Annotated in this window: 25 protein-coding genes and 3 pseudogenes; 7 read left to right on the plus strand and 21 right to left on the minus strand. The window is 42.8% G+C overall.

Annotated features, from left to right (window positions below; all coding sequences use genetic code 11):
* Positions 1–11: 11 nt before the first annotated feature.
* The 5 genes from ACWGOO_RS03475 to ACWGOO_RS03495 all read left to right on the plus strand — a co-directional run bounded on the left by ACWGOO_RS03475 (position 12) and on the right by ACWGOO_RS03495 (position 4,515).
* The gene (locus ACWGOO_RS03475) at positions 12–1,112 is read left to right on the plus strand and encodes a GerAB/ArcD/ProY family transporter (RefSeq protein ID WP_452481445.1); all 1,101 of its coding nucleotides are present in this window, start codon (positions 12–14) and stop codon (positions 1,110–1,112) included.
* Positions 1,109–2,257, plus strand: coding sequence for a Ger(x)C family spore germination protein (locus ACWGOO_RS03480; protein WP_452481446.1), 1,149 nt, complete (start codon positions 1,109–1,111; stop codon positions 2,255–2,257). The genes ACWGOO_RS03475 and ACWGOO_RS03480 overlap by 4 nt, the downstream gene beginning before the upstream one ends.
* A gap of 854 nt (positions 2,258–3,111) precedes the next feature.
* Complete coding sequence (locus tag ACWGOO_RS03485) at positions 3,112–3,246, plus strand: hypothetical protein (RefSeq protein WP_452481447.1); 135 nt, start codon at positions 3,112–3,114, stop codon at positions 3,244–3,246.
* 80 nt (positions 3,247–3,326) lie between these two features.
* Positions 3,327–3,683, plus strand: coding sequence for a RidA family protein (locus ACWGOO_RS03490; RefSeq protein ID WP_452481448.1), 357 nt, complete (start codon positions 3,327–3,329; stop codon positions 3,681–3,683).
* A gap of 613 nt (positions 3,684–4,296) precedes the next feature.
* The gene (locus ACWGOO_RS03495) at positions 4,297–4,515 is read left to right on the plus strand and encodes a helix-turn-helix domain-containing protein (protein ID WP_452481449.1); all 219 of its coding nucleotides are present in this window, start codon (positions 4,297–4,299) and stop codon (positions 4,513–4,515) included.
* 120 nt (positions 4,516–4,635) lie between these two features.
* Here ACWGOO_RS03495 and ACWGOO_RS03500 read toward each other — a convergent pair whose 3' ends face one another.
* The 9 genes and pseudogenes from ACWGOO_RS03500 to ACWGOO_RS03540 all read right to left on the minus strand — a co-directional run bounded on the left by ACWGOO_RS03500 (position 4,636) and on the right by ACWGOO_RS03540 (position 15,217).
* Positions 4,636–5,601: an NAD(P)H-dependent flavin oxidoreductase gene (locus tag ACWGOO_RS03500; RefSeq protein WP_452481450.1), complete on the minus strand. Its 966-nt coding sequence runs from the start codon at positions 5,599–5,601 to the stop codon at positions 4,636–4,638.
* Positions 5,602–6,164: 563 nt separating this feature from the next.
* Positions 6,165–6,818 (minus strand): hypothetical protein, encoded by a 654-nt coding sequence (locus ACWGOO_RS03505; RefSeq protein WP_452481451.1) that lies wholly within the window; start codon positions 6,816–6,818, stop codon positions 6,165–6,167.
* Positions 6,819–6,996: 178 nt separating this feature from the next.
* Positions 6,997–7,134 (minus strand): hypothetical protein, encoded by a 138-nt coding sequence (locus tag ACWGOO_RS03510; protein WP_452481452.1) that lies wholly within the window; start codon positions 7,132–7,134, stop codon positions 6,997–6,999.
* Positions 7,135–7,322: 188 nt separating this feature from the next.
* Positions 7,323–7,559 (minus strand): annotated as a pseudogene (locus tag ACWGOO_RS03515) (RHS repeat-associated core domain-containing protein); the annotation flags it as partial.
* A 242-nt stretch (positions 7,560–7,801) separates the two neighbouring features.
* Positions 7,802–8,386, minus strand: coding sequence for a hypothetical protein (locus tag ACWGOO_RS03520; protein ID WP_452481453.1), 585 nt, complete (start codon positions 8,384–8,386; stop codon positions 7,802–7,804).
* Positions 8,383–10,074, minus strand: a complete 1,692-nt coding sequence (locus ACWGOO_RS03525) for an RHS repeat domain-containing protein (protein ID WP_452481454.1) — start codon at positions 10,072–10,074, stop codon at positions 8,383–8,385. Before ACWGOO_RS03525 ends, ACWGOO_RS03520 begins: the two co-directional genes overlap by 4 nt.
* An 822-nt stretch (positions 10,075–10,896) precedes the next feature.
* Positions 10,897–11,229, minus strand: coding sequence for a hypothetical protein (locus tag ACWGOO_RS03530; RefSeq protein ID WP_452481455.1), 333 nt, complete (start codon positions 11,227–11,229; stop codon positions 10,897–10,899).
* Positions 11,230–11,258: 29 nt separating this feature from the next.
* Entirely contained in the window at positions 11,259–14,504 is a 3,246-nt protein-coding gene (locus ACWGOO_RS03535) for an RHS repeat-associated core domain-containing protein (RefSeq protein ID WP_452481456.1), read from the minus strand.
* Between the two features lie 74 nt (positions 14,505–14,578).
* A complete protein-coding gene (locus tag ACWGOO_RS03540) occupies positions 14,579–15,217 on the minus strand; it encodes a hypothetical protein (protein ID WP_452481457.1) in 639 nt (212 codons plus the stop codon).
* 407 nt (positions 15,218–15,624) lie between these two features.
* On the opposite strand from ACWGOO_RS03540, the gene ACWGOO_RS03545 reads away from it, so the two are divergent.
* Positions 15,625–16,383 carry a DUF2087 domain-containing protein gene (locus ACWGOO_RS03545; RefSeq protein ID WP_452481458.1) on the plus strand — a complete coding sequence of 253 codons (759 nt, stop codon included), beginning with the start codon at positions 15,625–15,627 and terminating at the stop codon, positions 16,381–16,383.
* 32 nt (positions 16,384–16,415) lie between these two features.
* The gene (locus ACWGOO_RS03550) at positions 16,416–16,757 is read left to right on the plus strand and encodes a GIY-YIG nuclease family protein (protein WP_452481459.1); all 342 of its coding nucleotides are present in this window, start codon (positions 16,416–16,418) and stop codon (positions 16,755–16,757) included.
* A 2-nt stretch (positions 16,758–16,759) separates the two neighbouring features.
* On the opposite strand, the pseudogene ACWGOO_RS03555 reads toward ACWGOO_RS03550, so the two are convergent.
* The 12 genes and pseudogenes from ACWGOO_RS03555 to ACWGOO_RS03610 form a co-directional block, all read right to left on the minus strand.
* Positions 16,760–17,077, minus strand: a pseudogene (locus ACWGOO_RS03555) (GNAT family N-acetyltransferase); the annotation flags it as partial.
* Between the two features lie 66 nt (positions 17,078–17,143).
* Positions 17,144–17,701: a hypothetical protein gene (locus ACWGOO_RS03560; protein WP_452481600.1), complete on the minus strand. Its 558-nt coding sequence runs from the start codon at positions 17,699–17,701 to the stop codon at positions 17,144–17,146.
* Positions 17,702–17,965: 264 nt separating this feature from the next.
* Entirely contained in the window at positions 17,966–18,382 is a 417-nt protein-coding gene (locus ACWGOO_RS03565; protein ID WP_452481460.1) for an HD domain-containing protein, read from the minus strand.
* Positions 18,383–18,435: 53 nt separating this feature from the next.
* The gene (locus ACWGOO_RS03570) at positions 18,436–19,380 is read right to left on the minus strand and encodes a class I SAM-dependent methyltransferase (protein ID WP_452481461.1); all 945 of its coding nucleotides are present in this window, start codon (positions 19,378–19,380) and stop codon (positions 18,436–18,438) included.
* A gap of 361 nt (positions 19,381–19,741) precedes the next feature.
* Positions 19,742–20,038: pseudogene (locus ACWGOO_RS03575) on the minus strand (lysophospholipase); the annotation flags it as partial.
* 76 nt (positions 20,039–20,114) lie between these two features.
* A complete protein-coding gene (locus ACWGOO_RS03580; protein ID WP_452481462.1) occupies positions 20,115–20,588 on the minus strand; it encodes a ribosomal maturation YjgA family protein in 474 nt (157 codons plus the stop codon).
* Positions 20,589–20,695: 107 nt separating this feature from the next.
* Entirely contained in the window at positions 20,696–21,535 is an 840-nt protein-coding gene (locus ACWGOO_RS03585) for a hypothetical protein (RefSeq protein ID WP_452481463.1), read from the minus strand.
* A gap of 191 nt (positions 21,536–21,726) precedes the next feature.
* Positions 21,727–22,311, minus strand: a complete 585-nt coding sequence (locus tag ACWGOO_RS03590; RefSeq protein WP_452481464.1) for a GNAT family N-acetyltransferase — start codon at positions 22,309–22,311, stop codon at positions 21,727–21,729.
* Complete coding sequence (locus ACWGOO_RS03595) at positions 22,308–23,021, minus strand: HAD family hydrolase (RefSeq protein WP_452481465.1); 714 nt, start codon at positions 23,019–23,021, stop codon at positions 22,308–22,310. Before ACWGOO_RS03595 ends, ACWGOO_RS03590 begins: the two co-directional genes overlap by 4 nt.
* Before the next feature lie 24 nt (positions 23,022–23,045).
* Positions 23,046–23,225 (minus strand): hypothetical protein, encoded by a 180-nt coding sequence (locus ACWGOO_RS03600; RefSeq protein ID WP_452481466.1) that lies wholly within the window; start codon positions 23,223–23,225, stop codon positions 23,046–23,048.
* Between the two features lie 280 nt (positions 23,226–23,505).
* Positions 23,506–24,591: a saccharopine dehydrogenase family protein gene (locus tag ACWGOO_RS03605; protein ID WP_452481467.1), complete on the minus strand. Its 1,086-nt coding sequence runs from the start codon at positions 24,589–24,591 to the stop codon at positions 23,506–23,508.
* The gene (locus ACWGOO_RS03610; RefSeq protein WP_452481601.1) at positions 24,578–25,363 is read right to left on the minus strand and encodes a class I SAM-dependent methyltransferase; all 786 of its coding nucleotides are present in this window, start codon (positions 25,361–25,363) and stop codon (positions 24,578–24,580) included. Before ACWGOO_RS03610 ends, ACWGOO_RS03605 begins: the two co-directional genes overlap by 14 nt.
* Positions 25,364–25,641: the final 278 nt, after the last annotated feature.

Raw genomic sequence — 25,641 nt, forward strand, 5'->3', positions numbered from 1 at the left:
GGGAGGACATTATGGAAAAAGGAAAAATATCCGCATATCAAATGTCGCTGATCATGTACCCCGCAGTTTTGGCAACAGTGCTTCTTTCGATTCCTGCACTCGTTGGCAAACTAGCGGAACGGGATATGTGGATCTCACCCATTTGGGCATCCGTTCTAGGCTATTTTACCGTTTGGATATCCTTTCGGCTGCATAATCAGTATCCCGGGGCTACATTGATCCAAATGATGGAGCAAATATTCGGAACCTTACTAGGAAAATTTATCGGTCTGCTGTATTTACTCTTTTTAACCTTCAATCTGGGCATCATGATACGGGAGTATACGGAACTTACTGTAGGCAGAGCTCTGTCCCTGACTCCTATGCCCGTAATCATCGGCAGTCTGCTTATCATTTGCGCGTTTACCGTACGCAGCGGATTAGAGGTTATAGGCCGGATGGCGCAAATTTGTGTTATACCTACAATCTTTTTCCTTATATTATTGACACTTATGATCAGTCCAGATTGGGATATTGAGCGTATGTTGCCGATTTTTGCCAATGGGTTACAACCTTCGGTTAATGGGGCATTGATTGTGCAGGGATGGTTTTCAGACTTTATCCTGCTTTTGTTTATGTTACCCTACGTAAAAGACCCGGATAAAGCGAAGAAATGGGCAAATATTTCTGTACTGGCCGTGACTTTAACTATGTGTTTGGTTAATTTGACAACTCTTCTCGTGTTCGGAAGCATTACAGGAAAAGTGGTCGATCCTTTGATGTCTACTATAGCGTATATTAGTATTGCAGATTTCTTCCAATCTATGGAGCCCGTTGGTATCGGCATTTTTGTGAGCGGATCTTGTATTAAAATCGCTATATTCGGATATGCTTTGTCTTTAGGTATCGCACAGTGGCTGAAATTGTCCGATTATCGTCCGATTGTGCTTCCACTTTATTTCACGCTCGTATTTCTTGCCCAGTTGGTTGTAAAAAATAGAATTGAATTGAACCATTTTTTAGCTACATTGTTTCCTTATTATTTAACTACATTCCAAACCGCCATCCCTTTGCTTATGTTGATCGTCTCCTTTTTTCTGACAAGAAAACATGCTATGAGAGTGAAACGATGAATTCGATTAGGTACATCATTCTCCTTACGTCGATATTCCTTACCCTCATTTTTCTTACGGGCTGCTGGAATTCCAATGAACTTAATCAATTGGCTATCGTTACGGGGGGAGGTATAGACAAAGCTGACGACAATAGAATCCGATTTACTGTCCAAATCCACGTTCCATCTTCCAAAAAAGATTCAAATGAATCACTCGGCAGCCCGTCCATTCTCTGGGCCGACGGGGTTAACACCGCCGATGCTTTATCCAAGCTTCAAATTAAAAGCCCGAGAAAGCTGTTTTTTGGGCAGATGTACGTATTCATCATCAACGAGAAGTTTGCTAAAGAAAACGGCGTCCGCGATCAGCTCGATTTTCTTGCACGGGACCCGGACACCCGGCTTCGCAATAAATTGTTTATCAGCGAAGATTCCGTAGATCAAATATTGTCTTCCAAAACCAAGCTAGAACAGAGCAGCGTGGCGACACTGAGTGGAATTTCTAAAAAGCTGGTTGTGCCGGCCATTGATTTAAATTACTTCTTGCAGATGCAGGAGGATAAGGGACAATCCGCTGTCATACCCAAAATTCGCATGATGGAACCAGATCAGAATGCAAGTAATTCTATGACCCCCGCAATAGTCGGTACTTCTATTTTAAAAAAAGATCGCATAGTAGGTGAGATTGATGTCGAAACGACTCGCGGTCTTATGTGGTTTCGCAATAAAATCGAAAACCCGATGATAACGATTGTCCTAGACGATGAAAAAGGTTCTGTGTCTTTTAAAACTCTACATGCCCGGACAGAATTACTGCCTCGGATTGAAAACGGCGAATGGAAGATGACCGTAAAGACATTATCGTCTGTCGATGTGGTTCAAAATGCAACAAATCTGCAAATCCCTAAACCGGATGTCACCGAAATGCTTGAAAAGAAATTGAACGAAGATTTACAAAAACGTCTGGAGCAGGTCGTTCAGCAAGTTCAACAGAAATTTAAAACAGATGTACTCGGATATGCCGAGGCTATCTACAGGAAATATCCAAAACAGTGGTATGCAAAAAAAGATCGCTGGGATGAAATTTTCCCCGAGATCGAGACGGAATACGATCTCAACGTAAAAATTCTCAAACCGGGCGAATACGTCCGCCAGCGGCAATGAAAGGGCAGTGATGAAATGAAATGGGTTCAGATTGCCAATGTTACTTGGATTCTCGCTTTAATTGTGCTTTACGAATGGCCTAAAATCGACAAGACCTTGAAAAGGGAAAAAAGAGCGTTTATTATCCTATGCGTGATCGCTTATAGCTTCTCTTTTCTACTTGTGCTTTTCCCTGACCTTTACAGTCCTGTAAAGGTCTTATTGACCCTGCATAAATCGTAGCTTACGAAAAAAATACAGAAAAAAAGGTACAGTCTCCTCAGTTTTCTTGAGCGACTGTACCCTTTGAGCATCAAAGGGACTTTTTCAGTGGTCTCGTATTGAACCGATCAGGGGTTCAATATGGTTTTAAGCCTGACCGAATGCTTTCTCCGGTCAGGCTTTTGTATGTTATGCTATTAAGTAGGAAGTAAGTATTTCTCGGAGGTGGTTAGATGCGTTGGGAAGAAGTTAGGGAACAGTTTCCTGATGAGTGGGTGGTGTGTATGATCAAGTTAAGCTTTCGTGTGTAATTGTTTTGAAAGCACTTAATGGGTGGTGAGAAAATGGGGTGAAGTCAAAATATTTTGTATTAGTTTCTCAAGAGTACGGCTACATATGGGATAACGAAAATCCCTTCAGTTGTTGAATAATCCCCTAATTAGTTTTTCAATGCAAGATATTGTTAGCCGTTATTACAAACGGCTGAATACTTTCGAAAACCGCCTCAGGGAAAATGAATTAGAGTTAATCGTAGCTCAATGGATAAATGAGAGTCCGATACGTTGAATGCGGTTTGCGGCCACTGGCATATGCGCCACTATTTGATGGAACGGACCGACCGGGAAGCGCGGTTTCTGCTCGACGTCCCGACGATGAACAAGTATCTTCCGATGTATCTGATGACGTTTGGCACAGCCATTCGAATTCGTGAGCCGCTGGCGCTGAAGCGCCGGGTCCAGGAGATGTCATCGGCAATCGCACATCATTACGAAATTGATTCCGATTGAAGTTCGCTGACGATAACTGTCAGTGAAGTTGCTTTATTATTAGATATAGAATTCAAGTCAAATCATGAAGGAGGAGACAAATGCCTACTTTTAAAATGAAGCATATAAACCCGGAAGGTTTATTCAAATCAAAAGCATTTAGTCAAGCGATTACCGTAACAGGGAAGGCAAAAACAATTTATATTGGCGGGCAAAATGCTATAAATTCAAAAGGTGAGCTGATTGGAGTTGGTGATTTGGAGTTGCAGACAAAACAGACACTTCATAATATCAAAACCATTTTAGCTACTGAAAATGCAAGTTTCGCCAATCTGGTCAAACTCAATATTTATTTAGTTAGCGGAAGTGACGAGCGTGATCCCGTCCGTATCGCAAACGTTCGGGCATATGTACATGTTCGAACAGCTCTATATGTACGTGCTTGCGGAAGTTCCTAACGAGGGCATTTTCCCGAAGATCCCGGGTTGGAGGGAGGAAGGTCAGCGGTAAACGGATGTGAGGAGAGGCAGGCCCGGTTTTCGGGCCTGCCTTTCCTCGTATGCTCAGTCATCAGAAGGTGAAGAGTGGAGTTTCCCAATGGTCATTTTTTTCGAAAAAAGAGGATGATGAAAAGGAACACATCACCTTCACATATATGAAAAAACGAGTGACGAATGGATAAATAATCTTTTATTCCGTGATTACAGAAGCTATCCAGAGAAAAGTATTAGAATATGCCAAACTTAAAAAGCACCTTGCATCCATCCATCTAAATATAGAGAGATGATAGAGTGGCTTATACCCGAAATAAAAGCAACATTCATTCGGTTATAGAATTGGCAAAGAAACGTTTAACGGATACATTATTAGTTAAACGAACAGCTATATATCATCACTCATAAAAAGAACTCTCCAAACTTGGAGGGTCCTTACATTTTTATCCATGCGTTTGCGGGTAATGTCAGCTACGCTGGAATTACCCCTACATGTCGAAGTATGTAGTAACTGACTTTAGACAGGCATGGGAATTCAATGGAACATTCAGCATCATTCCAAGAGATCCAAATCGCGATGAAACCAGCCAAAAAACGTCAAATGCACGAACGATACCAGACGCTGTATTTGTATCTGCAAGGAACAGAAATAGAGCAGATAGCTCATACCCTCAACCGAAGTGCAAAAACCGTAAAAGGTTACATTCTAGTCTATGAAACAGGAGGGATTCCAGGTCATGGAAGAGATTATGAAAGTACCTTTGCGATCATTGACCGTCTCTGTGTCAGGTTGTAGTCAGTTTTTTTCTTTAGTTCAATTTATATAGATTTGAGTATCTCGCGAAATAAAAAACCACTTCCGCTCGGAAATTCCAAGCTTAAGTGGTTAATCGTGCTTTTATATCTTATAACAACCTTAAGTTGTCGGGTTTAATGCCCCTTGATACTCATTCATTAAATTGTCGATAATCTGCTGTACGGACAAAATCTCTTTAATCTCATGAACTCTGGACCCAGCAAATACCAAACCGTTCTTAACATCTCCTCTAAGGGAAGTAAGCAGGGATTCCATTGTACAGAAGCGATGTGAACAGACCTTTAGACAATCATAGCATTTAACTATCTTTAATTTGGCATCATCACTGATCCGGTCCGTAAATTCATTCCGAATCGCTCTACCTTCTAGACCCACTGTAGACTTGATGAGGACAGTATCTCCTTGCTGAGCATCTACATACTTTTGCTTGAAGGCTAAGGGAGCATCGCACTCATGACTAGCCACAAAACGGGTGCCCATTTGAACACCAGATGCGCCAATCTGAAGGGCTTTTGCGATATCATCCCCTGTCAGAATCCCACCCGCAGCAATAACCGGAATCGAAACGGCCTCTAAGACTTCAGGAAGGATATCAAACATGGATCTGTCTGTACCTAAATGGCCCCCAGCTTCGAACCCTTCCACAACGACTGCGGAGGCACCGAGTCTTTCGGAAATTCTAGCTAATTTGGCGGATGAAACAATAGTTACCACAGGAGTACCATATTCTTTACCCCAAGCATAAATATCTCTAGAAATTCCGGCTCCGGAAATAATAAAGTCAACCTTTTCTTCCAAAGCTACCTTCATTTTTTCGGCAAAGTCCTTCACTGCGAATAGTACATTCACACCGATATAGCCAATCCCTTTAGAGAGTTCTCTTGTTTTGCGAATATGCATTCTCAGCTCTTCAGTAGTGATCCCTGTACCAGAGATGGTGCCGATCCCACCTGCATTGGCTACAGCAGCGGCTAGTCCACTTAAGGATATGCCTACACCCATTCCACCTTGAATAACAGGAACTCTGGATTTAATATGTCCGAATTGGATTGTTGGAAGTTTCAATTACACACCTCTTTCACAAGTTGTAGACATTATAAAAACTCCTCTGGAGTAATTAGCTATAGCGTAACATAGTTAAATCTTTCCCGATGTGACTGTGAGCATGCTCAAACTATGTTAAATATCATGTCTTTCAACTGTTTTCTTTTATGAAATTGTTCCTTTACATCTGAAGTAGTAATCAGTAACATGGATATAAATTCTAATTATGAAGATGCATATAGGATCTGCTTAAGCAGGTCCCTTTTTAATTTTTTATATTGGAAGGGGTGTTTAACTATGAATCAGATATCAATTTATCCTATTGAATTAATTAATTTTTTTTAGAGTACATACAACTACAGAAATATTTGTCTCGTCTTCGAGTTCAATAAATACATCTATATTATCATCCTCAATATCAGCTATCTGAGAGAGTGGAGTTGGATATACAATTTTTTCACTCTCATTTGGGCCTCCTCATTACCGTAAACTTTAATTACTATTTGTTCGTTGGCCTTATTAGCCTTAGCCAAAATATTCATGTGACCATTATTCATCGCATTGTGGTCACATGATTTAAAGTCCTACTTTATTATCTGCGCAGTACCCGCCTCTACATTGATTAGAAAAACTCTGGGATCGATATTGTAATCTCCCACAATCCCTTCTTCCAATGTAGACAGCTTATACCGATACGGTACTTCTGTTGGCTTTAGTATAGCCCACGCCCAATCATCACCACTTCCACTCAAATAGGGCTCTCTTTTTTTTCTTATAACAATTGGAATGTTCATTTCCTCTCCTGTCGAAACATTTTTCAAGCGTAATTGTTCCCTACTATTCCTCTGGAAAGGATTAATTAAATCTATACGGTATTCATATTTTTGATCTGATGTTAATCGCACAGGATCACTATCAACATTATCATATAACCATCCTCGGGTAGGAGTACCCTCCACCAACTGATAAGAAAAAAAGAGTAATGATGCCATCAGCAGCACTGATACTATATATTTTGTTCCGCTAAATGGTGCCCATCCTTGCCAGATATACATTAGAGATATCAACACGATGATAATGGATGGAATTCCGCATACCACTAATATCACTGTCTCTATTAAATCTTGACCTCGTTGAAACCCTCCAGTTGATCCTAAAACAAACCAGATTAAGGCTGCTATGTTTACAAAAATAGGTACCATCCATATTATCTTGAACCAAACAGGCATTTTATTCATTTACTCCCTCCTGTTTATGTTTTATTATTTTTTACATATCAATTTACATTAATCATAACTAAATTAGCGCTTACGTTTAATTTGTTGCTCTATTCTTCATTGAATTTTTATACCTATATAAGTTGAATCCCGTTATATTTGTTTTGCTGACGATAGTCGCGTGCAGATACCGTTGAATTTAGCAATCCATTTTTGTATCTACCTTTGTTTTACTAGCCTCTATTCCAATTGCTGCACTAATTCCTAGAGCCTGAAGTAGAGAATTAACTGAGGAACCAGCATTATTAACTGGTAGAGCCACTTCATCTTTAGCCAATCGAAAAACAGATATATTTTTAGCTTTATCAATCCCTTCCTTTTTTGTTTCTCATACATCTGAAGAATAGAACCATATGAATTATGCTAATTTGCTTTAAATAATGAATCAGGCACATATCTGGCGCTTCTACTTATATCGCTACATCTACCAATGTGGGATGATTTCCCCATCAACTGATTGGCACCATTTCCCGCCGGGTCCACATACTTCAGCGGATTGTTTGTCACATACGTATAAAGATTCAAACTGAGCGGATTCGCAATATCCCCTTCATACGTATCTCATTGATAAACCTTCCACTATCAGGATCATAGCAGGTATTGCAGTTCTGTTATATCATCCCATAGCTCACCCGAGTAACGGAATGGATTGTATACCTTCTCCTGTAAAGAAGCTATATTCCCCCAGATGTCATAGTTATGTTACTAGACTTATAGAATTATACAGAGATGAAAAAAAGCACCTGAAATCACCATAAAGGGTTTCAAGTGCTTTATAAGTTTGTTTTAAGTTGCTCGGACAGTTGTCCTTTGCAGCTTTGATTATGACATAAAGACTCGTTGACAACTGGTTATTGCTAGAACAAGTAAGAATTAGTCTCGTTTATGGTTTAATAAAGCCTCTTCTCGAAAAACGAAATTTCCATCTCTCCTTATTTCCCTTTTTAAGGAAAATAATTCTTGATTGGTGGGGTAGAGTCCCAACTTATCAGTTTAATATGGTACTTATCAAGTAATTCATTTGAATTGGAAAATTGAGTGTTAATAGTCTTTCCATCATTTTCAAAAACCCTTCCATCTTTTTTAATGATAATGCCACCTTGTTCAATAATTATAGAGTCAGAAACGGTTTGCTGATACTCTTCGGTGTCATCCAAATCACCCATATAGTACTCTGCAATCCCTGGATAATAGGATATTTCCGTGCTGCCATTGACTTCTAGCAACGGTAGTTCTCTATCTCCACCAGCTAATATATCCTTCCACTTACGATATTTGCCTTGACCTTCATTTGAACCAATGCCATCATATTCACATATTAACGTATCATGAATAACCTTTCGTTGCCCGTTAATTTCATATTCCAAACGAAATGGAAATTTCCCATATGTGATTTCAGGCTGAGGAGGATTCGGTTCTAATTGAATTCCTATGAATATTAGAAGCCAAGGTAAAGCAATGAATACTATGATTGCAAATGCCAACAACAACGGAATGCTTAGTAACAACAATGTTTTTTTCACTTTCATTTATACCCCACCTCCTTCAGAGCATTTATTACTGAGCCCATTCTATGATTTTGGACCATTTGCCAAGTCTTATATGCATCAGAGTGCCACCACTTAATTTTATACTGCGTAGGTAAGTAAATCGTTATTCCAGTGTCTACTGAACCCAAAGTTTTACTCAAAATTTCGTCCTTAACTACATAATTTATTGCGTTTGCGGTATAGTCCTTATTACTTAAACCATATTTACCTAGTGAAGGTACTGCAGGATTAAATGTAATGGCATTCTTATTATTTGCAACTGCATTTGCAATTGCTTCAGCACCACCCTTTGAATGACCCACCATAGTGATTTCACTATACTTATGAGTAGCCACAAAATACGAAGATTGTGAAATCGAATCTTTCATGTCATCTGAGTAACCTATTGGTTGTTGGATATCATTACCTACATCTCCCCATGTGTCAGTACCTTTATTAACCAGTGCGTATTCCAATGTGCCTTTTTTGTTTTTTCTAGAATACACGCCTATTTTTAATCCTTCTGAACCTGGTAAAATATCATAAATTCCCCAACCACCTAAAAGGTTTGTTCTACTACGATCATTAAGACTCATTGTTATATTATATACATTTTTCGCCATTTCGGCAGCTTCCATCGCAGTAGGAATATGTCCACTGGGGTCAATAAACCTCAAAGGATTATTCTTCACATACGTATAAAAATTCAAACTGAGCGGATTCGCAATATCCCCTTCATACGTATCCTCATTAATAAATCTTCCACTATCAGGATCATACCATCTGGCTCGCAAGTATTGAAGCTCTGTGGTACTGTCCCATAGCTCACCCGAGTAACGGAATGGATTGTATACCTTCTCCTGTGAAGAAGTTATATTCCCCCAAATGTCATAGTTATACGTGTTGAGAACATTTCCTTTCGAATCACGTAGTTCCACGATGTCGCCATGTCCGTTGTAGATCGGATACGCTTTTGTGCCATCTGCATACTGGATCGCTTCCAGCTTTTGACCCCAAATATAGCGAGCTTTGAGTTGAGGTGTGCCATTTTCCACAGTTGCTTCGGCAATCATTTGATCCCCATCATAGTAATAGCGAGTTTGCACGCCACCCTCTATCCGTCCAACCAATAATCCGTCACCGTTGTAATTGTACTGTACGTTCTTCCCGTTTTTCCGTACCTGGGTTAAACGATTCTCAGCATCATAGCTGTACTCAGACGGAACCGTTTTGAGCGGACGTTCTGTTGTCAGTGTCTGACGGTTACCACGTGTGTCATACTCGTATGAAGCTTTATACTCACTGGAATCCACAACTCGATTCAATACATCGTATTGGAAAAGGTCTGTGGTTTCCTCATGTTCAACTAGCGATTTTTGCTCACGCTTAACAATATTTTTGCTACCATCCCGTGTATATTTAAAATCATCTACGGTTTGTTCTCCTTGATTCACGTTTAGTCGAGCCAAATCTATCCCTGCATATTGGAACTGGTGTTTGAGTCCATTGAATCCAATCATCTGCTCTAACAAACCATTTTTGTAATACGTGTACTTGGCATCCGGAGAAGAAGGATCAGTGCCTGCTGATGTTAGACGGTTACGAGTATCATAGGTATAAGACACTTCGCTGCCAAAAGGCTCCTTCATCTTAATCCGATTCCCATTAGCATCGTATTGATTTTTCAAATGCAAACCATCCGGGAAGATAACTTTTACCAGTTGTTCAGTGTACGGGTCATATTGATACGATGTTAAATAGCTTCACGTCTGATGTCTTACTTTAGTGAGTCGGGGTATCGTGGCGAATAGTTGCGAAGTCGCCCACCGTCTATATCGCGGAACGGCAGTGAGGATGATGCGAATTGTACAGATTCCATTCATTTTGGAAAAACCGTGACAAAGCGAAGATAAGGTAATTGTGTTCAATGATGATAGTATATGTCAAATTTAATGTGGATTTGGTCAATCGTCATTCATCAATTAGAGGATACTCTTAGAGCATAAATGCTGTGCGTACACCATCATTGAAGAAATCTTGGTACGGGGCTTATGGGGGTTAAGTTCATTCTATTGTGATATAGTAATTCATTCGGTACTGGGTGGGGTATACGGGAAGCCGCCGCCACGATGAAAAGAAAAACCACAACACGAGGGTTAGTCGCATTGTGGTTGATTATATTTACTTCACCATACTCGATGTTCCTGCTAAGATGTCTATTTTAAATTTCTCTACAGGTATGTCAAGTTCTTCTGTTGTATATAGGATATATTGCGATGCAGTGTCAGTAGGTTCAAGCAAAACCCAATAATTAACCCTTTTTACTCAAAACCCCACAATCTAATCCGATCCTATACGTACAAAGTAAATCAAAAAATTCTTGTAGATGCATTACATGGGTGATATATGCTGCTCGTTGAATAATAGCTTTAGTAGGTACTGGGTATAGCTCCATCACAAAAGAATTACCACATGGAGTTGTTACACTCGCATGTGGTAGGAATTAAACTCTATTTTAACAGATTCAACCAACTAATGATTTTTTCTTGCATGAATTCTGTTGCCTGATCAGTCAAGTAACATGTATACACATCGTTAATTATATTTATTGTTGTTTCATCTGTTGTTTCAAATAAATTGTCAAGCCCTTCTCTCCATTTTGACCAATATGTCCAACACCATTTGGCAAAATCAGGATGAGAGAATTCATTCTTTCCCTCACTGAGTAATGTAAGCAACTCTTTTAGGTTTTCACGATTAAATTGTATAGCTTCCAAGTTGTTCAAAGAACTATCTCTTCTATCTTCTTCTAACAATTTTAGTAACGCGTCCAAGTTGTTCAAAGAACTATCTCTCCTATCTTCTAACAATTTTAGTAACGTGGCATCCAACCAATTATAGCATTTCGATTAATGTACTGAAATACTGAAATTTCTTTGTCGACCATTGCAAAGGCTGCAGCTCTACTATAATCAATGGATTTTGGATCAAGGTTTGTCAATGCATTAACATTCTTAGAAGTTAATGCACTACGTTGAATTGCAATAATTCCGTATTGATTGTTATAATATCCAGCTCTTACTAAATTTGTAGTAGTGGAAATCCATGGGTCATTAATATCTGCAGTTTTTTTAGATCCCCATGCAACATGTTCAGTAAGAGTCCATAACCCATACGGATTTTTGGCTTCTAGATCTTGTCCATTAACCAGTCTTTGTAAATCCTTACGGTTAATAGCCCTGTAAATAATATGATCGTTATTTTTGTTTTTTTCTATGCTTTCTTTACTTAAATAAGTTAATCCTAAATACTGGGCTTTACTACGATCAATATCCTCTTGGCTCTCACCAACTGGAGAAGCGCTCAGTAGGCCACCTAAAACAATACTAGCAGCCATACCAAAGGGACCACCTTTACTACCTTTACTCGCCCCCTTCGTTGCTCCTCCTGTGATTACTTTAAAGTCTCTCACTATTTCCTCAACGGATTTAGGTAAAGCTTCATGACCACTAGGATCAACAAAACCTAATGGATTATTTTGGACATACGTATACAAATTTAAACTCAATGGGTCATCTTGTTTTCCCTCATACGTATCCTCATTAATAAACCTTCCACTATCAGGATCATACCATCTGGCGCGCAGGTATTGAAGTTCTGTGGTACTGTCCCACAGCTCGCCAGAGTAACGGAATGGATTGTATACCTTTTCCTGTGAAGAAGTTATATTTCCCCAAATGTCATAGTTATACGTGTTGAGAACATTTCCTTTCGAATCACGTAGTTCCACGATGTCGCCATGTCCGTTGTAGATCGGATACGCTTTTGTGCCATCTGCATACTGGATCGCTTCCAGCTTTTGACCCCAAATATAGCGAGCTTTGAGTTGAGGTGTGCCATTTTCCACAGTTGCTTCGGCAATCATTTGATCCCCATCATAGTAATAGCGAGTTTGCACGCCACCCTCTATCCGTCCAACCAATAATCCGTCACCGTTGTACATGTACTGTACGTTCTTACCGTTCTTCCGTACCTGGGTTAAACGATTCTCAGCATCATAGCTGTACTCAGACGGAACCGTTTTGAGCGGCCGTTCTGTTGTGAGTGTCTGACGGTTACCACGTGTGTCATACTCGTATGAAGCTTTATACTCACTGGAATCCACAACTCGATTCAATACATCATATTGGAAAAGGTCTGTGGTTTCCTCATGTTCAACTAGCGATTTTTGCTCACGCTTAACAATATTTTTGCTACCGTCCCGTATATATTTAAAATCATCTACGGTTTGTTCTCCTTGATTCACGTTTAATCGAGCCAAATCCATCCCTGCATATTGGAACTGGTGTTTGAGTCCATTGAATCCAATCATCTGCTCTAACAAACCATTTTTGTAATACGTGTACTTGGCATCCGGAGAAGAAGGATCAGTGCCTGCTGATGTTAGACGGTTACGAGTATCATAGGTATAAGACACTTCGCTGCCAAAAGGCTCCTTCATCTTAATCCGATTCCCATTAGCATCGTATTGATTTTTCAAATGCAAACCATCCGGGAAAATAACCTTTACCAGTTGTTCAGTGTACGGGTCATATTGATACGATGTTATACCCGTCGAGTCCGTCATGCTCGTGCGCTTGCCCGTAGCATCATACGTATAGCCAACCGTTTCATCTTTACTGACTCGCTGCTGCAGACGATTATGGGCATCGTAGTCGTAACGGGTCGTCTGACCGTTACGGTCAACGCGCCGTATCAGATTGCCATTTTCATCGTAGTACTGTTTACTGATCTGATTTTTTTCATCCGTGACCTTAATAACCTGCCCCAACTCATCAAACTCTTTTCGCTTTTGGCTACCATCGGCATAGGTTACTGCAACAGGATTCCCCATCAAATCGAAGCTATATTGGGTCGTTTCTCCTTTAGCATTGGTGACTGAATTCAATTGCCTCAGTAAATCATACGTATAAGACGTTTTATTGTTATTACCATCCCAGTTTATCAGTACATTGCCGTTAATCTTGTCATAGCTCTGCTTGCTCAATAGCCTGGAAGTTGTATCCGCAGGAGCTTTTTCTTCTGTTTTACTTTTGCGACCCCACATATCATAGGTTTCAATCGTTTGGTAATTTTCCGCATCCACTCGGCTCACCGTACGATTGGCATCATTGTACAGCACTCTGGAAATAGAACCGTCCGCATAGCCGGTCTCCGTAGGTCGACTCCAATTGTCATAGAAGTACTTGGTGATATTACCTAAAGCATCTGTACTGGAATCCAACCGTCCGAAACTGTCGTAGCTGAGTTTGGACTGTATTTGATAATCTTGTCCGTTTAAATATCCTTCTTCCGTTTTCCATCCTAATGCATTCCATTTCGTCCGAGTTCGAACACCCGCTTCATTCTTAACGGTTACGCTGTTGTCGTCATCATCATAAGCGACTTCCAACGTGTTTCCATCTGGGGGCACAACCTTGGTTGCTCTGCCCAGCACATCATACTGATAGGCTGTTCGCTGATTTTTACCGTCTGTAGACGCTATGATCCGTCCTGTGGAGAGCTCATATTCAGAACTTATACGGACAACCGATTTTTTTCCATCCGCATCTGTCACTCTAACCGATTGACTTGTCGGATATGCTCCGGCATACTGGCCGTCGTATTCTGTACGAGTTGTTATTTGCTTGTCACCATTGTAAATAGTCTGGCTTGTTACATTACCATATTCATCTATACCGTCATACTTGATGTGCTGTAACAGTTCACCCGCAGCGTGATCCCGACGGATCGTTTGTTCCGTCACGTCGCCAAATGCATTCCGTACAAACTCGGTATAAAGAGAAGCATTGGTATCTGCCGATTCCCGGGTCGTTTTTAATCTTTGTTTATCATCGTAAGTGTTGGTTGTTGAAGCTCCTGTTTCGTCTGAACTTTGAGTAACGTTGCCATAGTCGTCATATTCAATATTGGTTACCAACGTGTCGCCATTGACATTGCTGGTTGTACGTGTTGTGGTAGGCTCTGGTGCATCATAATTACTTCCGGATACTCTCTTGCCATAGCTGAAGCTAGTTGTTTTCTCTACTTGATCCGCTTTAACTATAGAGGATTCCAAATAATATTGTTCACTTGTATTGGTGTCGACAAAGCTCTTTTTATAATTATAGGTAGATACAGTAAGTCCATTATCTATGGCTGCTGAAAATTGAATATTTTTTGATAGGAAGAACCCATATCCCCATTATAAAATATGGTTTTTCGATTTAATTCTCCATTTGTCCCTCGTTCGCTTAGCATCTGATCATTACGTGTTTTCAAACGATAGGCCTCGTTAAATGAGCTTACACCCATATATCTCTTCACCGGACTATTTTCATAGGTGTATTCCGTTGAAGCTCCGGTCGGATGCTGAATCTTCGTTAATAACGCATATGGATTGGATATTCCGCGTGATGCATCGAAAGATAGCAAGTTAAAGTCAGCATTGGCTAACAAATACGAATAGGAGGTTCTACGTCCCTTGGCGTCTGTCACACTATCCAGCAAGTCTACATTTTGCTCTTGGCGCTTATGGTATACTACACGTTCATTTCCCTTACTGAGTGTAATATCCGTTGAAGAATAATGAATCTGAATGACGTTCCCAACAGCATCTCGAACAGTAGTCAAAAGCGGTACACCAGATGCATCTCTGCTATACATAAACTGAATCTGATTGTTATGGTTGTCCGTGATCTGGAGGAGGCGCCCATCCGCGCTAAAATATTGCTTCCATGACCCTGTTATTGTGCTAAGCACATGACTGGAGCCTTCATTATAACTTTCCAATAATTCTACTAACAGTTAAATATTAGAAGAAAGTAAATTTCGAGCAACCTTAAAGAACCCCAACGCGCTTTGGACGGTTGGATCAGAGTAATTATGCGTTTTCATACTACTTGCAAAATGAGAAACCCTTCTCACGACAAATAAAAAAAATTTTGACAAGACCTATTTCCGTGTTAGAGGTTTCTCCCATTTTTTGCAGGACTCACTCGGAGCAACTCCTTCTGTAAAATAAGTATAGACCTCAGGAATAAATTCATTTGTATTCAGGTGAATTGGCTCTCCTGTGTATAAATTGACGACAGAGTCACTGGAAATCGCCTTTCACTCATTTCACTTATTGATTTTAAATAAACAAAATGTTATATTGTCTATAAAATAATCATCATTTAATCGAGGTGTTTGCTAAAATGGATCATTCTGAACTATTCTGGAATGCTGGAATCGAGGAACTGAAGCGTGGATATATCCATCAAGGGGAGCAAGTCGTTTGTCTACTGGACGGACAGCGCTACGAACAGGGAATCATATATCAGGATCAAGGGGTATTTTATGACGCGGAGCGGTACATGCGTCTTCATATTGAGCGGACGTATGGTTCGGTCTTTGACTATTTGATCGCCCTGGACAAAAAGCTGACCGGGCTGACAGATCATCAGAATCGGCTGCTCCAGTTATTTTATCAAGGCATGGGTGATGCGGAAATTCAAAAGGAAACCGGAATCGGCAGCGCATCCACCATACGCAATCATCGCTTTGGTCTCAAAGAAAAGGAACGGCAGGCCAAGGTATTTCTCACAATGATGGAGCTGTTAAAGGAGAAAGACCGCCACGCTCCCGCTATCGTGGAGGTGCCGGTACGGGCACGGTTGGTGGATCAACGATACAACATTACCGAAGACGAAAGGCAAAAGGTACTGGCAAAGTATTTTCCAGATGGCCCACACGGTCGCCTGAAAACCTTCAAAATGCAGGAAAAGCATAAGTTGATTGTACTGCGTGAAATTGCGGGACGTTTTGAGGTAGGACGAATATATCATGAGAAGGATATTAATGCCATTTTACAGGAAGTGTATGACGATTATGTCACGGTGCGAAGATATATGATTGAATATAGTCTACTGGATCGCAAACCGGATGGCAGTGAATATTGGTTGAAGGCATCTTGAAGCACGATATTTGTAAATTAGGAGGACTCAAAATGAATCGAAGAAAAGAACTGGTGCAGCAGTATATGGAGATCAAGACAGAGGCCGGAATCTACTGCATTCGCAATACACACAACGGAAAAATTTTTGTCGCTGGCACACCAAATTTAAAATCACTGAATGGTCGTCGGTTCGAGTTGCAAATGGGGGCTTGTAAGAACAAGCAATTACAACAGGAATGGAATGAGTATGGTGAAGATGCGTTTGAGTTTGAGGTGCTGGAACTTTTGAAGAAAAAAGATTCGGAATTCTTCGATGTCAAAGATGCGCTGGCCAAGCTGGAGCAGACCTGGCTTGATCGGCTCCAGCCTTACGGAGAAAAAGGATATTTGTAAAATTACCGATCCGCACGATATTCTTCTCGAAGGATGGCAAAAATAACAGCGTCGACAAACTGGCCTTTTTCATAAAAATAGCCTCTCAAGTGACCCTCTTGGGTAAAACCACTTTTGAGTAATAACCGTCTGGAGCCTTCGTTATGTGGATCAATGAAGGCTTCGATACGGTGAACCTGCGGCAAATGAAATTCATAATGAATCACTGCCTTCATCGCTTCTGCCATCAGGCCCTGTCGCCAGTATTCGGGTGCTAGCTCATAGCCAATTTCAATACGGGAGTGCTTCTTGTGCCAGTTATGAAATCCAATAGTACCAACTACACGTTCAGGAGCTTCTCTTTACGTAATCCCCATCATCTATCTCCTTCCTCATATATGAAGATACTAATTCATCAGCCACCAGCCGATTCCGACCATCACCCCATTGATTAAAAATAATAAAATACATGCCTTCCACTTGTTTATACCACTTGTTTGGAAAAATCCAGTCGCTGTACTACGGCACATAAACACCGTAAACAGCAAATTCCAAACAATACGCATGCCATACTTTACATAGTATAGGGCAGGACTTAGATGTACGCCCCCCAACATTGGAGGTACTTCCGGAATAAACAGGATCGCACACGTATAGCGCATCGTTTCATATGTAAAATAAAATACAGCCAGCCACCAGGCCCACTTCTTACCAAATAACATACCGACACCGGCAGTTGCCCCCGACAAACCGAGCAAAGCGATGAACCCTTGAAACATCCCCCTGCAGATTCCCACCCATGTAGAAGCCTCATTCAACGCATTAAGCATCAACAGCTGTGTCACCAGCAGAAGAGCTCCATTAAAAATCAATAAAATGGCTGCAATACTTACACCTAAAGGCCGTTCAAGGACTACGTTTGTTACGTAATCTTCTACTTCTTTTTTTGTATACAGATCTGACACTTCTTCTACTCTCCTAACCCAATCATATACATCCATTTTCGGACGGGTACAATAACAGTGTGTTTTCGCCCCCTTCAGATATATCGGCTTTTAGGAAAATAGGGTTTAATCCACTCTGAAAATTGCGGTTATTCGTAGGCTAATCATTGTTAACAGAATCCCAAATAGAGTATATATATCCTTATAATATCATTACAAGATGAACTCTTACAAATAAAAGGACTAAAGTCTCACCTAATGTCGTTCCTTTTTTTAAAAATGGGTTCAATCCAAAAGCTCTTGCAGCGCCTGCTTATACTTTTCTATTCGTGCTGTATCCTTCTCCGTAGGATGAGGGATACGTTCCAGATTCATATTTTCCTGAATATCCGCTATTTTCACCGCTCTGGACAATGGATTGTTTTTAGCTCGGCGTATAAAATCGCTGTACTCCTCTCCCTCGTTCCGAGTGAGTCCTTCCACCGCTTCAATGATATGTCTGTCAAAGCCCGCTTCTTTCAGCTGATCCGCTGTGACCTCTGTATCCTCCAGTACATCATGCAGCACGGCTACTATTTTTTCGTCCATACACTCTACTCGGTTCATGACCTGAAGCGGGTGGAAAATATAAGGCTGGTCGCCCTTGTCCGTCTGTCCTTGATGCGCCTGTGCGGCAATCGCAATCGCTGTTTCTATGTTCATTTTACGCCACCTCCATGCTCTGGTCTTTTTTACCTTTGAACACCCTTTAGCAATTACGAACGTAATCGCGTTATTTTTGTGGCTTCATAACCTTTAGATGACTGGATATGCTCTACTCGATAACCAGCTTGAATATCCAAAAGCTCTTCCATAAAAGAAAGGCACGGACTGTAAATAAAGCTTCCTCCCGGCCGGATTGCCCTAAGAAATTCCATATATTTGTGGGCGTATTCGTGAATATTGCCGTCTGCTTTCAGATGATGATGTATAAAATGATTGGAGAACGCCATATGAGAGATAATCGTTCCCCATGCGCCTTCCTCGAAGGATGTCTCCAGCCAGTCTCCCTGAGTTACACCTGTTCCTTTGTCAGCCAACCGATCTGTTCCATAAGCCTCAATCCCTAGGGAACGTAAATAACCGACCAACCGTGCCTCTGATCCGCAGCCTACATCGAGAACAGGCTCCTGCAAACGGGCAATGTCCAATCCTAACAGCTTTGCTTGCAATTCAGGCGTGTATTCCTCACAAGGTATCCAAAAGGTATACTCACTCTCTGCATACTTGGCAAACATCGTCCGTCCGTTGGTACGAATTAGAAAATCTCTTAAATGCCCGTAATGCTGTTGTAGCAGTAGATTTAGTATTCTCTCATTCATAACCTGGTTTTGGAACAGTTTTTGAATCCGGGTGAAGAGTCGATCATACAATTGCGTAAGCTCATCAAGATGATCTGAGTGAAAATGAATATACTGATTGACGCTCACAAACTGGTGCAGCGTCTTTACCGCTACGCCAGTGACAAAAGCGGTATACCCATGCTGAAGCTTCAAGCTTTGGAGCATGAGGAGCAGTTCCGGGCTTCTCTGTGTCAGCCAATACGTCATTTCCGGTGAAGGCCCCATCAGGGCGTTCACCTCATGCATATAAAACAAACTCCGATGCTGATTATAGAGTATTTGACCGTCCATGAGTCTGTTCAACTGGGCAACCGTCATTAGCGTTTCCTCCCAAGGCTCAAGATAAATGAAGCTTTTATTTTTACAATAAATTCCATATGCACATAAAATACGCAAGCGATGATGGAAATGCGATGTCTATGTGTAATGGAGGACACTTGAACTACAGCCGGGTACTCACTCCTGTCCTCTCCTTCTTCTGCCCAGAACGTTAAGGCCCTACCCAAGCTGGAACAGAGTCATCTTTGGGTAGGGCCAGCTTATTTTCTAAGTATACCATGCGTATGGAAATAGCGTTTTATGGTGAATGATTCGTCCGTACATAAGAGGATAAAGGGATATTCAGCTCACGGATACCCTGGGCTACCAGACGGGCTATTTGCTCCGCGCCGTACTCCTGAAAATCCGCAGGCGGCAAATTGACGACAAAGGATGATCCCTGAACACGAACGAAATCCGAACGAATAGCGTCATTTCCACCACGATCCTCTTCTTTCACCTTGGAAAGATCGGTAAATCCATAGCCTCGTTCAGGCGTGTATGCATCCTTGGCGGTGACCTGAGTGTAGCCTGTAGCAACGCTACCTGGGCCAAAGTCAAAACGAAGAGGCCCCGCGAGCTGTTTATCGGCCAATGCCTGCCCCGGAACAAGTATGGTCGCAAACAACAAGCTGAACCCCGCGCATAATCCGATCATTTTACCGAACAACCTGTGACGCTTCCCCTTTTGTCTCAAGCGCAACCCTCGCTTTACATGTTATTTGAATGACTCGTCATCGTTCTATACGTGTAGTGATGCCCGCCAGCCTTCTATACCCTTGGTCCAACGCCCAGGATACCGCAATACCGACCGTGTACCGGACCAGATCGGCGGTCAGGAACCCTTTTCCCAACACCAGCCCGCCCAGTGTCGTCGCCCGGATACTGTTAATCCAGGGAACCTGGTACATCTGACTAAACTCAATGGCGAAACAAAACAGCAAACTGCCCCACAGCGCTACAGACAACCGACGATCCACCCACAACATCCTCAGCCCAAAGTAAATCATGCACGCCCACAAGGCATCCCCAAAATGATTGGCAACGAATTGAGGCAACCGGGAGGAAAAGGTCCGGCTTCCCAAGCCCAACAGGATAGCGACCAGCACAGCAGCCAGATACACAGCTCGAGTCTTCCAGCGGGATTTCACACCTGTGCTCTGATTCGTCCTCCTGTCGACCTCGACGCTTTTACGAGTTCTTCCCATGCTAAATCACCTGACCTAACGCTGGAAAATCTTCGCCAAGCTGCTGGAATCTCGTCGAGTATACCCTGAGGTTAACGCTTGCAAGAGTGCTGATATTCCTGTTGGTGTCATATTGTATGCACACCAACCTGTCTGTATTTTTTATGATCCAATTCATCATTATGAGCCTCCGCAATATCGTACAAACGTAGCTTATAAATCAGATGATCTTCGCGCAACAACAGCGTATCCCCTCTGAAATCCCTGTCCACCGCCTTGATCACTTGGCCCGCTTCATTTACAAACCGGACCGTATGCTGTTCCTTGAATCCACGCTCAGGCTTGAGTCGGGCCAAAATATATTGTTCATGCTTTCCGTACCCTTTATCGAATAAAAACGCCTGTCCCTGCTTGATAAATCCGGACGCTCCCGAGATATGCGGATCTACAAACTCTACGCTGCGGCGATCGGTTATTTGTCCAAGATGAAAATCCATATAATAATAAAACCAGACTTCTTCATCCGAAATGACATTAAGCGCATAACAGTCGGAAATTTCTGCCGCCTGATTGGTATACAGCTTAGTTCCGTCACTGCTAAAAGCGACCAAGCCGGATTCGCCCACTGGCGTTGGCCAGCCATAGTTGCCGAACACTCCTTCATCAACATATCCCGCCCAGATCACACCACTAGCGGTTGTTTGCACATTTTGATTACCATCCCCCAGCAAAAGCTCGCGAATATTCGCACCGCTGCTACGGTTTACGATTTTGCCATTCAAATCATACTGGTCTGGACCGTAGTAGCTACATCTAGCGCCAACCAGCAGCAATTGATCCTCCCCTAACGGCTGCACAAAATGATAATTAAACTTCTGTCCAGAAAGCAGCATTTCCTCCATATGATCGCCACCGAGCGTTAACACTTTGTATGTATGCCTATCCGTTGTATGGGAAGGAACGAACATCCCCTGCTCCCTTTCCGGCGTACGGTCAAGCAGTAAAATATACAGCCTGTCGTCAAAGCCAATGGAGGAGGAAACGACTTCAAAACCATCCGTGTGTGCACTAATATCGGCATAAAGCTAAAGTTTGTGCTTAATTCTTGTCTGCTTGCTTTTTCGGTTCATAAAATTGTATCCCCATTCCACTTCTGATGCTAAAATTCAATACCACGCACCTTGGCAAAAATCATTTGGCTGGCCAATGTCCCTTCTTCATCATACTCGACATTCCGCAAAATACCCTCCAGCGTAAAACCTGCCCGTTCTGCTACCTTGGCGCTGCGCGTATTTCTGGAATCACAACGGATCTCCAGCCGATTCGCCTCCAAATGCTGTATGGCAAAATCCGTAATACCATGTACTGCCTCTGTTATAATGCCTTTCCCTGTGCAAGACGTTCTGAGCCAGTACCCGATTTCAAACCTACGTGCAGCCCAGTCGATCCGGTGAAAGCCACTGCTGGCTACAAAATCTCCCGATGCCGTCTCAAATGCGTACAACATCATGTCAGACCGGTCCAGAAATTGAAGTCTGGCTTGGCGTGAGCGGATTTCGGATTCCTCTGGCGTAGGAAGATTCCTCGCAAAAGGCAGCCAAGGACGCAATTCATCCACACTCTCCCGGATCGCTTCATTGACCTTCGCTCCATCGCCCCACTGTGGAGCGCGAATCGTCAACCGTTCTGTCTGAAATTGCTCCGGGAACGATAATAAGATGGGGCTAGTCTGATCCTTACTCATGATGCTCCCTCCTCCATATTCCCCGAATAGCTGGCATGATCCAGCCAACCGATGATTTCACGCAAACTGCCAATCCTGTAATCCGGTACAATACCCGTTTCCCGCCACGGCATAAAGCCCTCCAGCCAGATCGTATGCAATCCTGCGCTTTGGGCACCGCGAATATCATTCGTCGGATGATCGCCTACATACCAGACGTTGCCTGGGTCTGTTATCCCAAGCTCATTTAACGACAACTCGAATATTCGAGGATTAGGCTTCTCGATGTGGACGCCTCCCGAGACGATAATGGAATCAAAATAGTCCTTCAGCATAACGCGGTTGATCTTTGCTTGTTGCGTGCGGAGAGAGCCATTGGTGATGATGCCAAGCTTCAAGCCCCGCGACCGCAGCTCGGACAGCACTTCCTTTGCCCCGTCCATCAGTACCGTAAACTTATGAAATTCACCATACCAAAAACCCAGCATTTCCTGCACCGTCGTATCTGGATTTTTTAGTTCCAAATCTGTATGCAGCTCCGTATACAGCTCCCTTTTGTCCCGGTATCCATCCTGATCCGCCAGGCGTATGTGCTCGACTATTGCTGCCCTGCTCGCCAGGTCTTCCACCACAATGAATCGTTCCACAAAACGCTCCGTATATGCCGCAAACGCCTGTTTGCGATGAATTAGCGTATTATCCAGATCAAAAATGATCGCTTCTATGGACATAACGAACTCCCTTCTTTCGGTTTCTTATACCGATGAGGCGGAAACAAATTGAACAACTCCGATCAGCAAAAGCAAGAAAAATACAGACAAAAAAATGATAAGCATAATTTTCAGTATTCTTCCGGAAGTCGACCTTCGTTCCAGCTTCGCCTCAATCTGGGTCAATCTATCTTTGATTTCTTCCAAATCCTGTTCCACCTTCACGTCATCTCTCCCCTTCCTTCGTTGTAAGACTTCTCCCCAAACTCAAGCTTGAAATATTCCTGCAAACATTCCTCCTGTTGACTCACCTCCATTCGCTGTCCATTGATATCTGTATCCTAATATTCCATTCGAATCTATCTGAGTTGTCTCAGGTCCTTCCAAAAATATGTACTTGTTTCTAGTGTAATCTAACAGGAAAAGAAATCCAAGACCCATCCGCAATGAGTTGCCGAATAAGCTTGGATTACATAAGTACCTCTTGGGTCAGAAAATATGACTTCTACACATGCTGTCCATTCACCTGAATATCTACGGCTACCTGCTGCCCCAGCCATTCCCGCATGCGATTCCACGAAAAACACTGCTCCATGTGAAATACACCATGAGGAAGCTCAGAGCGATATAGCGCAAGCACTGCAAAGACGGCTGCCTTGGCGGTTAAATCGGATTGATGATGTCCCCTTAGTTGGCATTCGACTTTCGTTACCTTACCATGAAGGGTTCCTCGTGCGTCCACCTTGACCGCCACCGCGTTCCCTCCCAGATGCAGCTTGCTAAAGCTACGAACTACTGAATTACGCACGGACGGCCGTTGGAGCAGACCCGATATTCCTGTGGTCCGAAGTCCTGCCAGAAGGCGGGTAGTCAACCGCGAATCGAAGCAAAGACGGGTGCTGACCGTAGGAATCCCGAGCGTATGTGGAAGTGTCTGCTGGTCGGAAAAAGGGAAACGATATGCGCGATGGCGTCCCACACCTGCGCCGAAGTCTGCCACTCGCCCGTCGCTAAAGCTTTTTCGAATCACCGGGCGACCCTGTTCCATAACCTCCAAATCCGTATGAATCTGATCCACTGTCCATTCAATGGCAGCCTGACCGTGTTTGTCTCCCAAGCCCAGCATCAGAGATATGTTCAACTCATCTGTCTGATCCATAAGCTGCGTCGCTTGCAGTGCCAACAGATTCGTCAGTCCGGGGGCCAACCCCACACTTAGCAGGGCAGTAGCCTGATAAGCTCGTGCTTCCTGATGATACCGCTCGACCTGACTCAAGAAGGCTGCATTCGCAGTAATATCCATATAATGCACCCCATGATGAAGGCAGGCACGTACCAAGTCTGTATTTTCCTGATCCAGACACATGATAACGATCTTGGCCTGCTTTAAAATCGACGGGGCTATCGGCTCATGAATATTAAGCTGTAAAGGCAGCACCTTACCACCCGATTGCTTGCTGAATTCAGTGGCACGTTCCATGCTGCGCCCTGCTGCAAACACCTTGCCGGGAAACATTTCACTTAACTCCGTGCATAAAATTTTTCCGACATGACCGTATCCGCCAATGATGATAATGTTATCTTTTGTCATGAGTAGCTTCTCCCCCTTTTACTGCAAACCACGCATTCACTAAAAAAGCACCGAAATACCGGGTGATATGCGTAAAGCCTGCATCCACCAGCATTTCCTGTATTGCCGTATTGGACACCGGGTCAGACTCACGGCCAATGGAAGCAGCGAATCGCTCCCAATCCTCCAGCGGAATGCCCTGATCCAGCATATGGCTTTTCCACGCCTGCATTTGAATGGCAAAAGCAGGCTCCTGTGGATTTCCATTGATGGAGGCCAGGCAAAAAGGAGCGCCCGGTTTAAGACGAGCGGATATCTGCTGTAGCAGTGCCCGTTTGCTCTCCATGCTGTGAAGAAAATGAAGCACCAGCAGGCAGGTAGCCGCATCATAATTCAGCTCCGCGTGTACTTCCTCGGTCTGTTTTCCAGACTGCTCAATGGGCTGTTCTTGGAGTAGTTCTCCGTGAAGCTCTCCCAACGTACCTGTGACAAAAGATATTTTTGACCTTATACCCGCTTGCGCCACACGCTGACGTGCCAAATCCAGCATGCGTTCGGATGGATCAACTGCCGTAAAAGACCATGCCGAATGTTGTCCTCCGAGCGTGATCAGCTCCTGACCGCCGCCAGCCCCGATGATTAGTACATTCGGATCTGCGGCCTGCGTGCGGGCCTGAGCCTCAAGCTGTGCGGTTATCAAGCGGTCCGTCATCTCATACAGATGAGCATATCCTGGTATTTTTAGAGCAATCGTGTCCGGGTACTTGCGTACATTCGGATCGTTCCAGCTCATAGACTGGTTAGGAATCGTATGTTCAGCGCTTGTATGATGGCTGTTGCCTGTGTGATGAGCGTCCATAGAATCGTTTGGCTTACTACTGCTATATTCCATATATATAGTTCCCTCCAAAATTCGAATAGCTGGAAAAAGATGCGACTGGCCTTACATTTAGCCTTGATCTTCCCCGAGCATTCGTATATTGTTGATTTAATCAAGAATCATTCTCAATTATAACGACCACACGTATATCCACCATCCCATAGATGTGGGATTTACTTCGGATACAATTT

The organism is Paenibacillus sp. NPDC055715, from assembly GCF_053617595.1.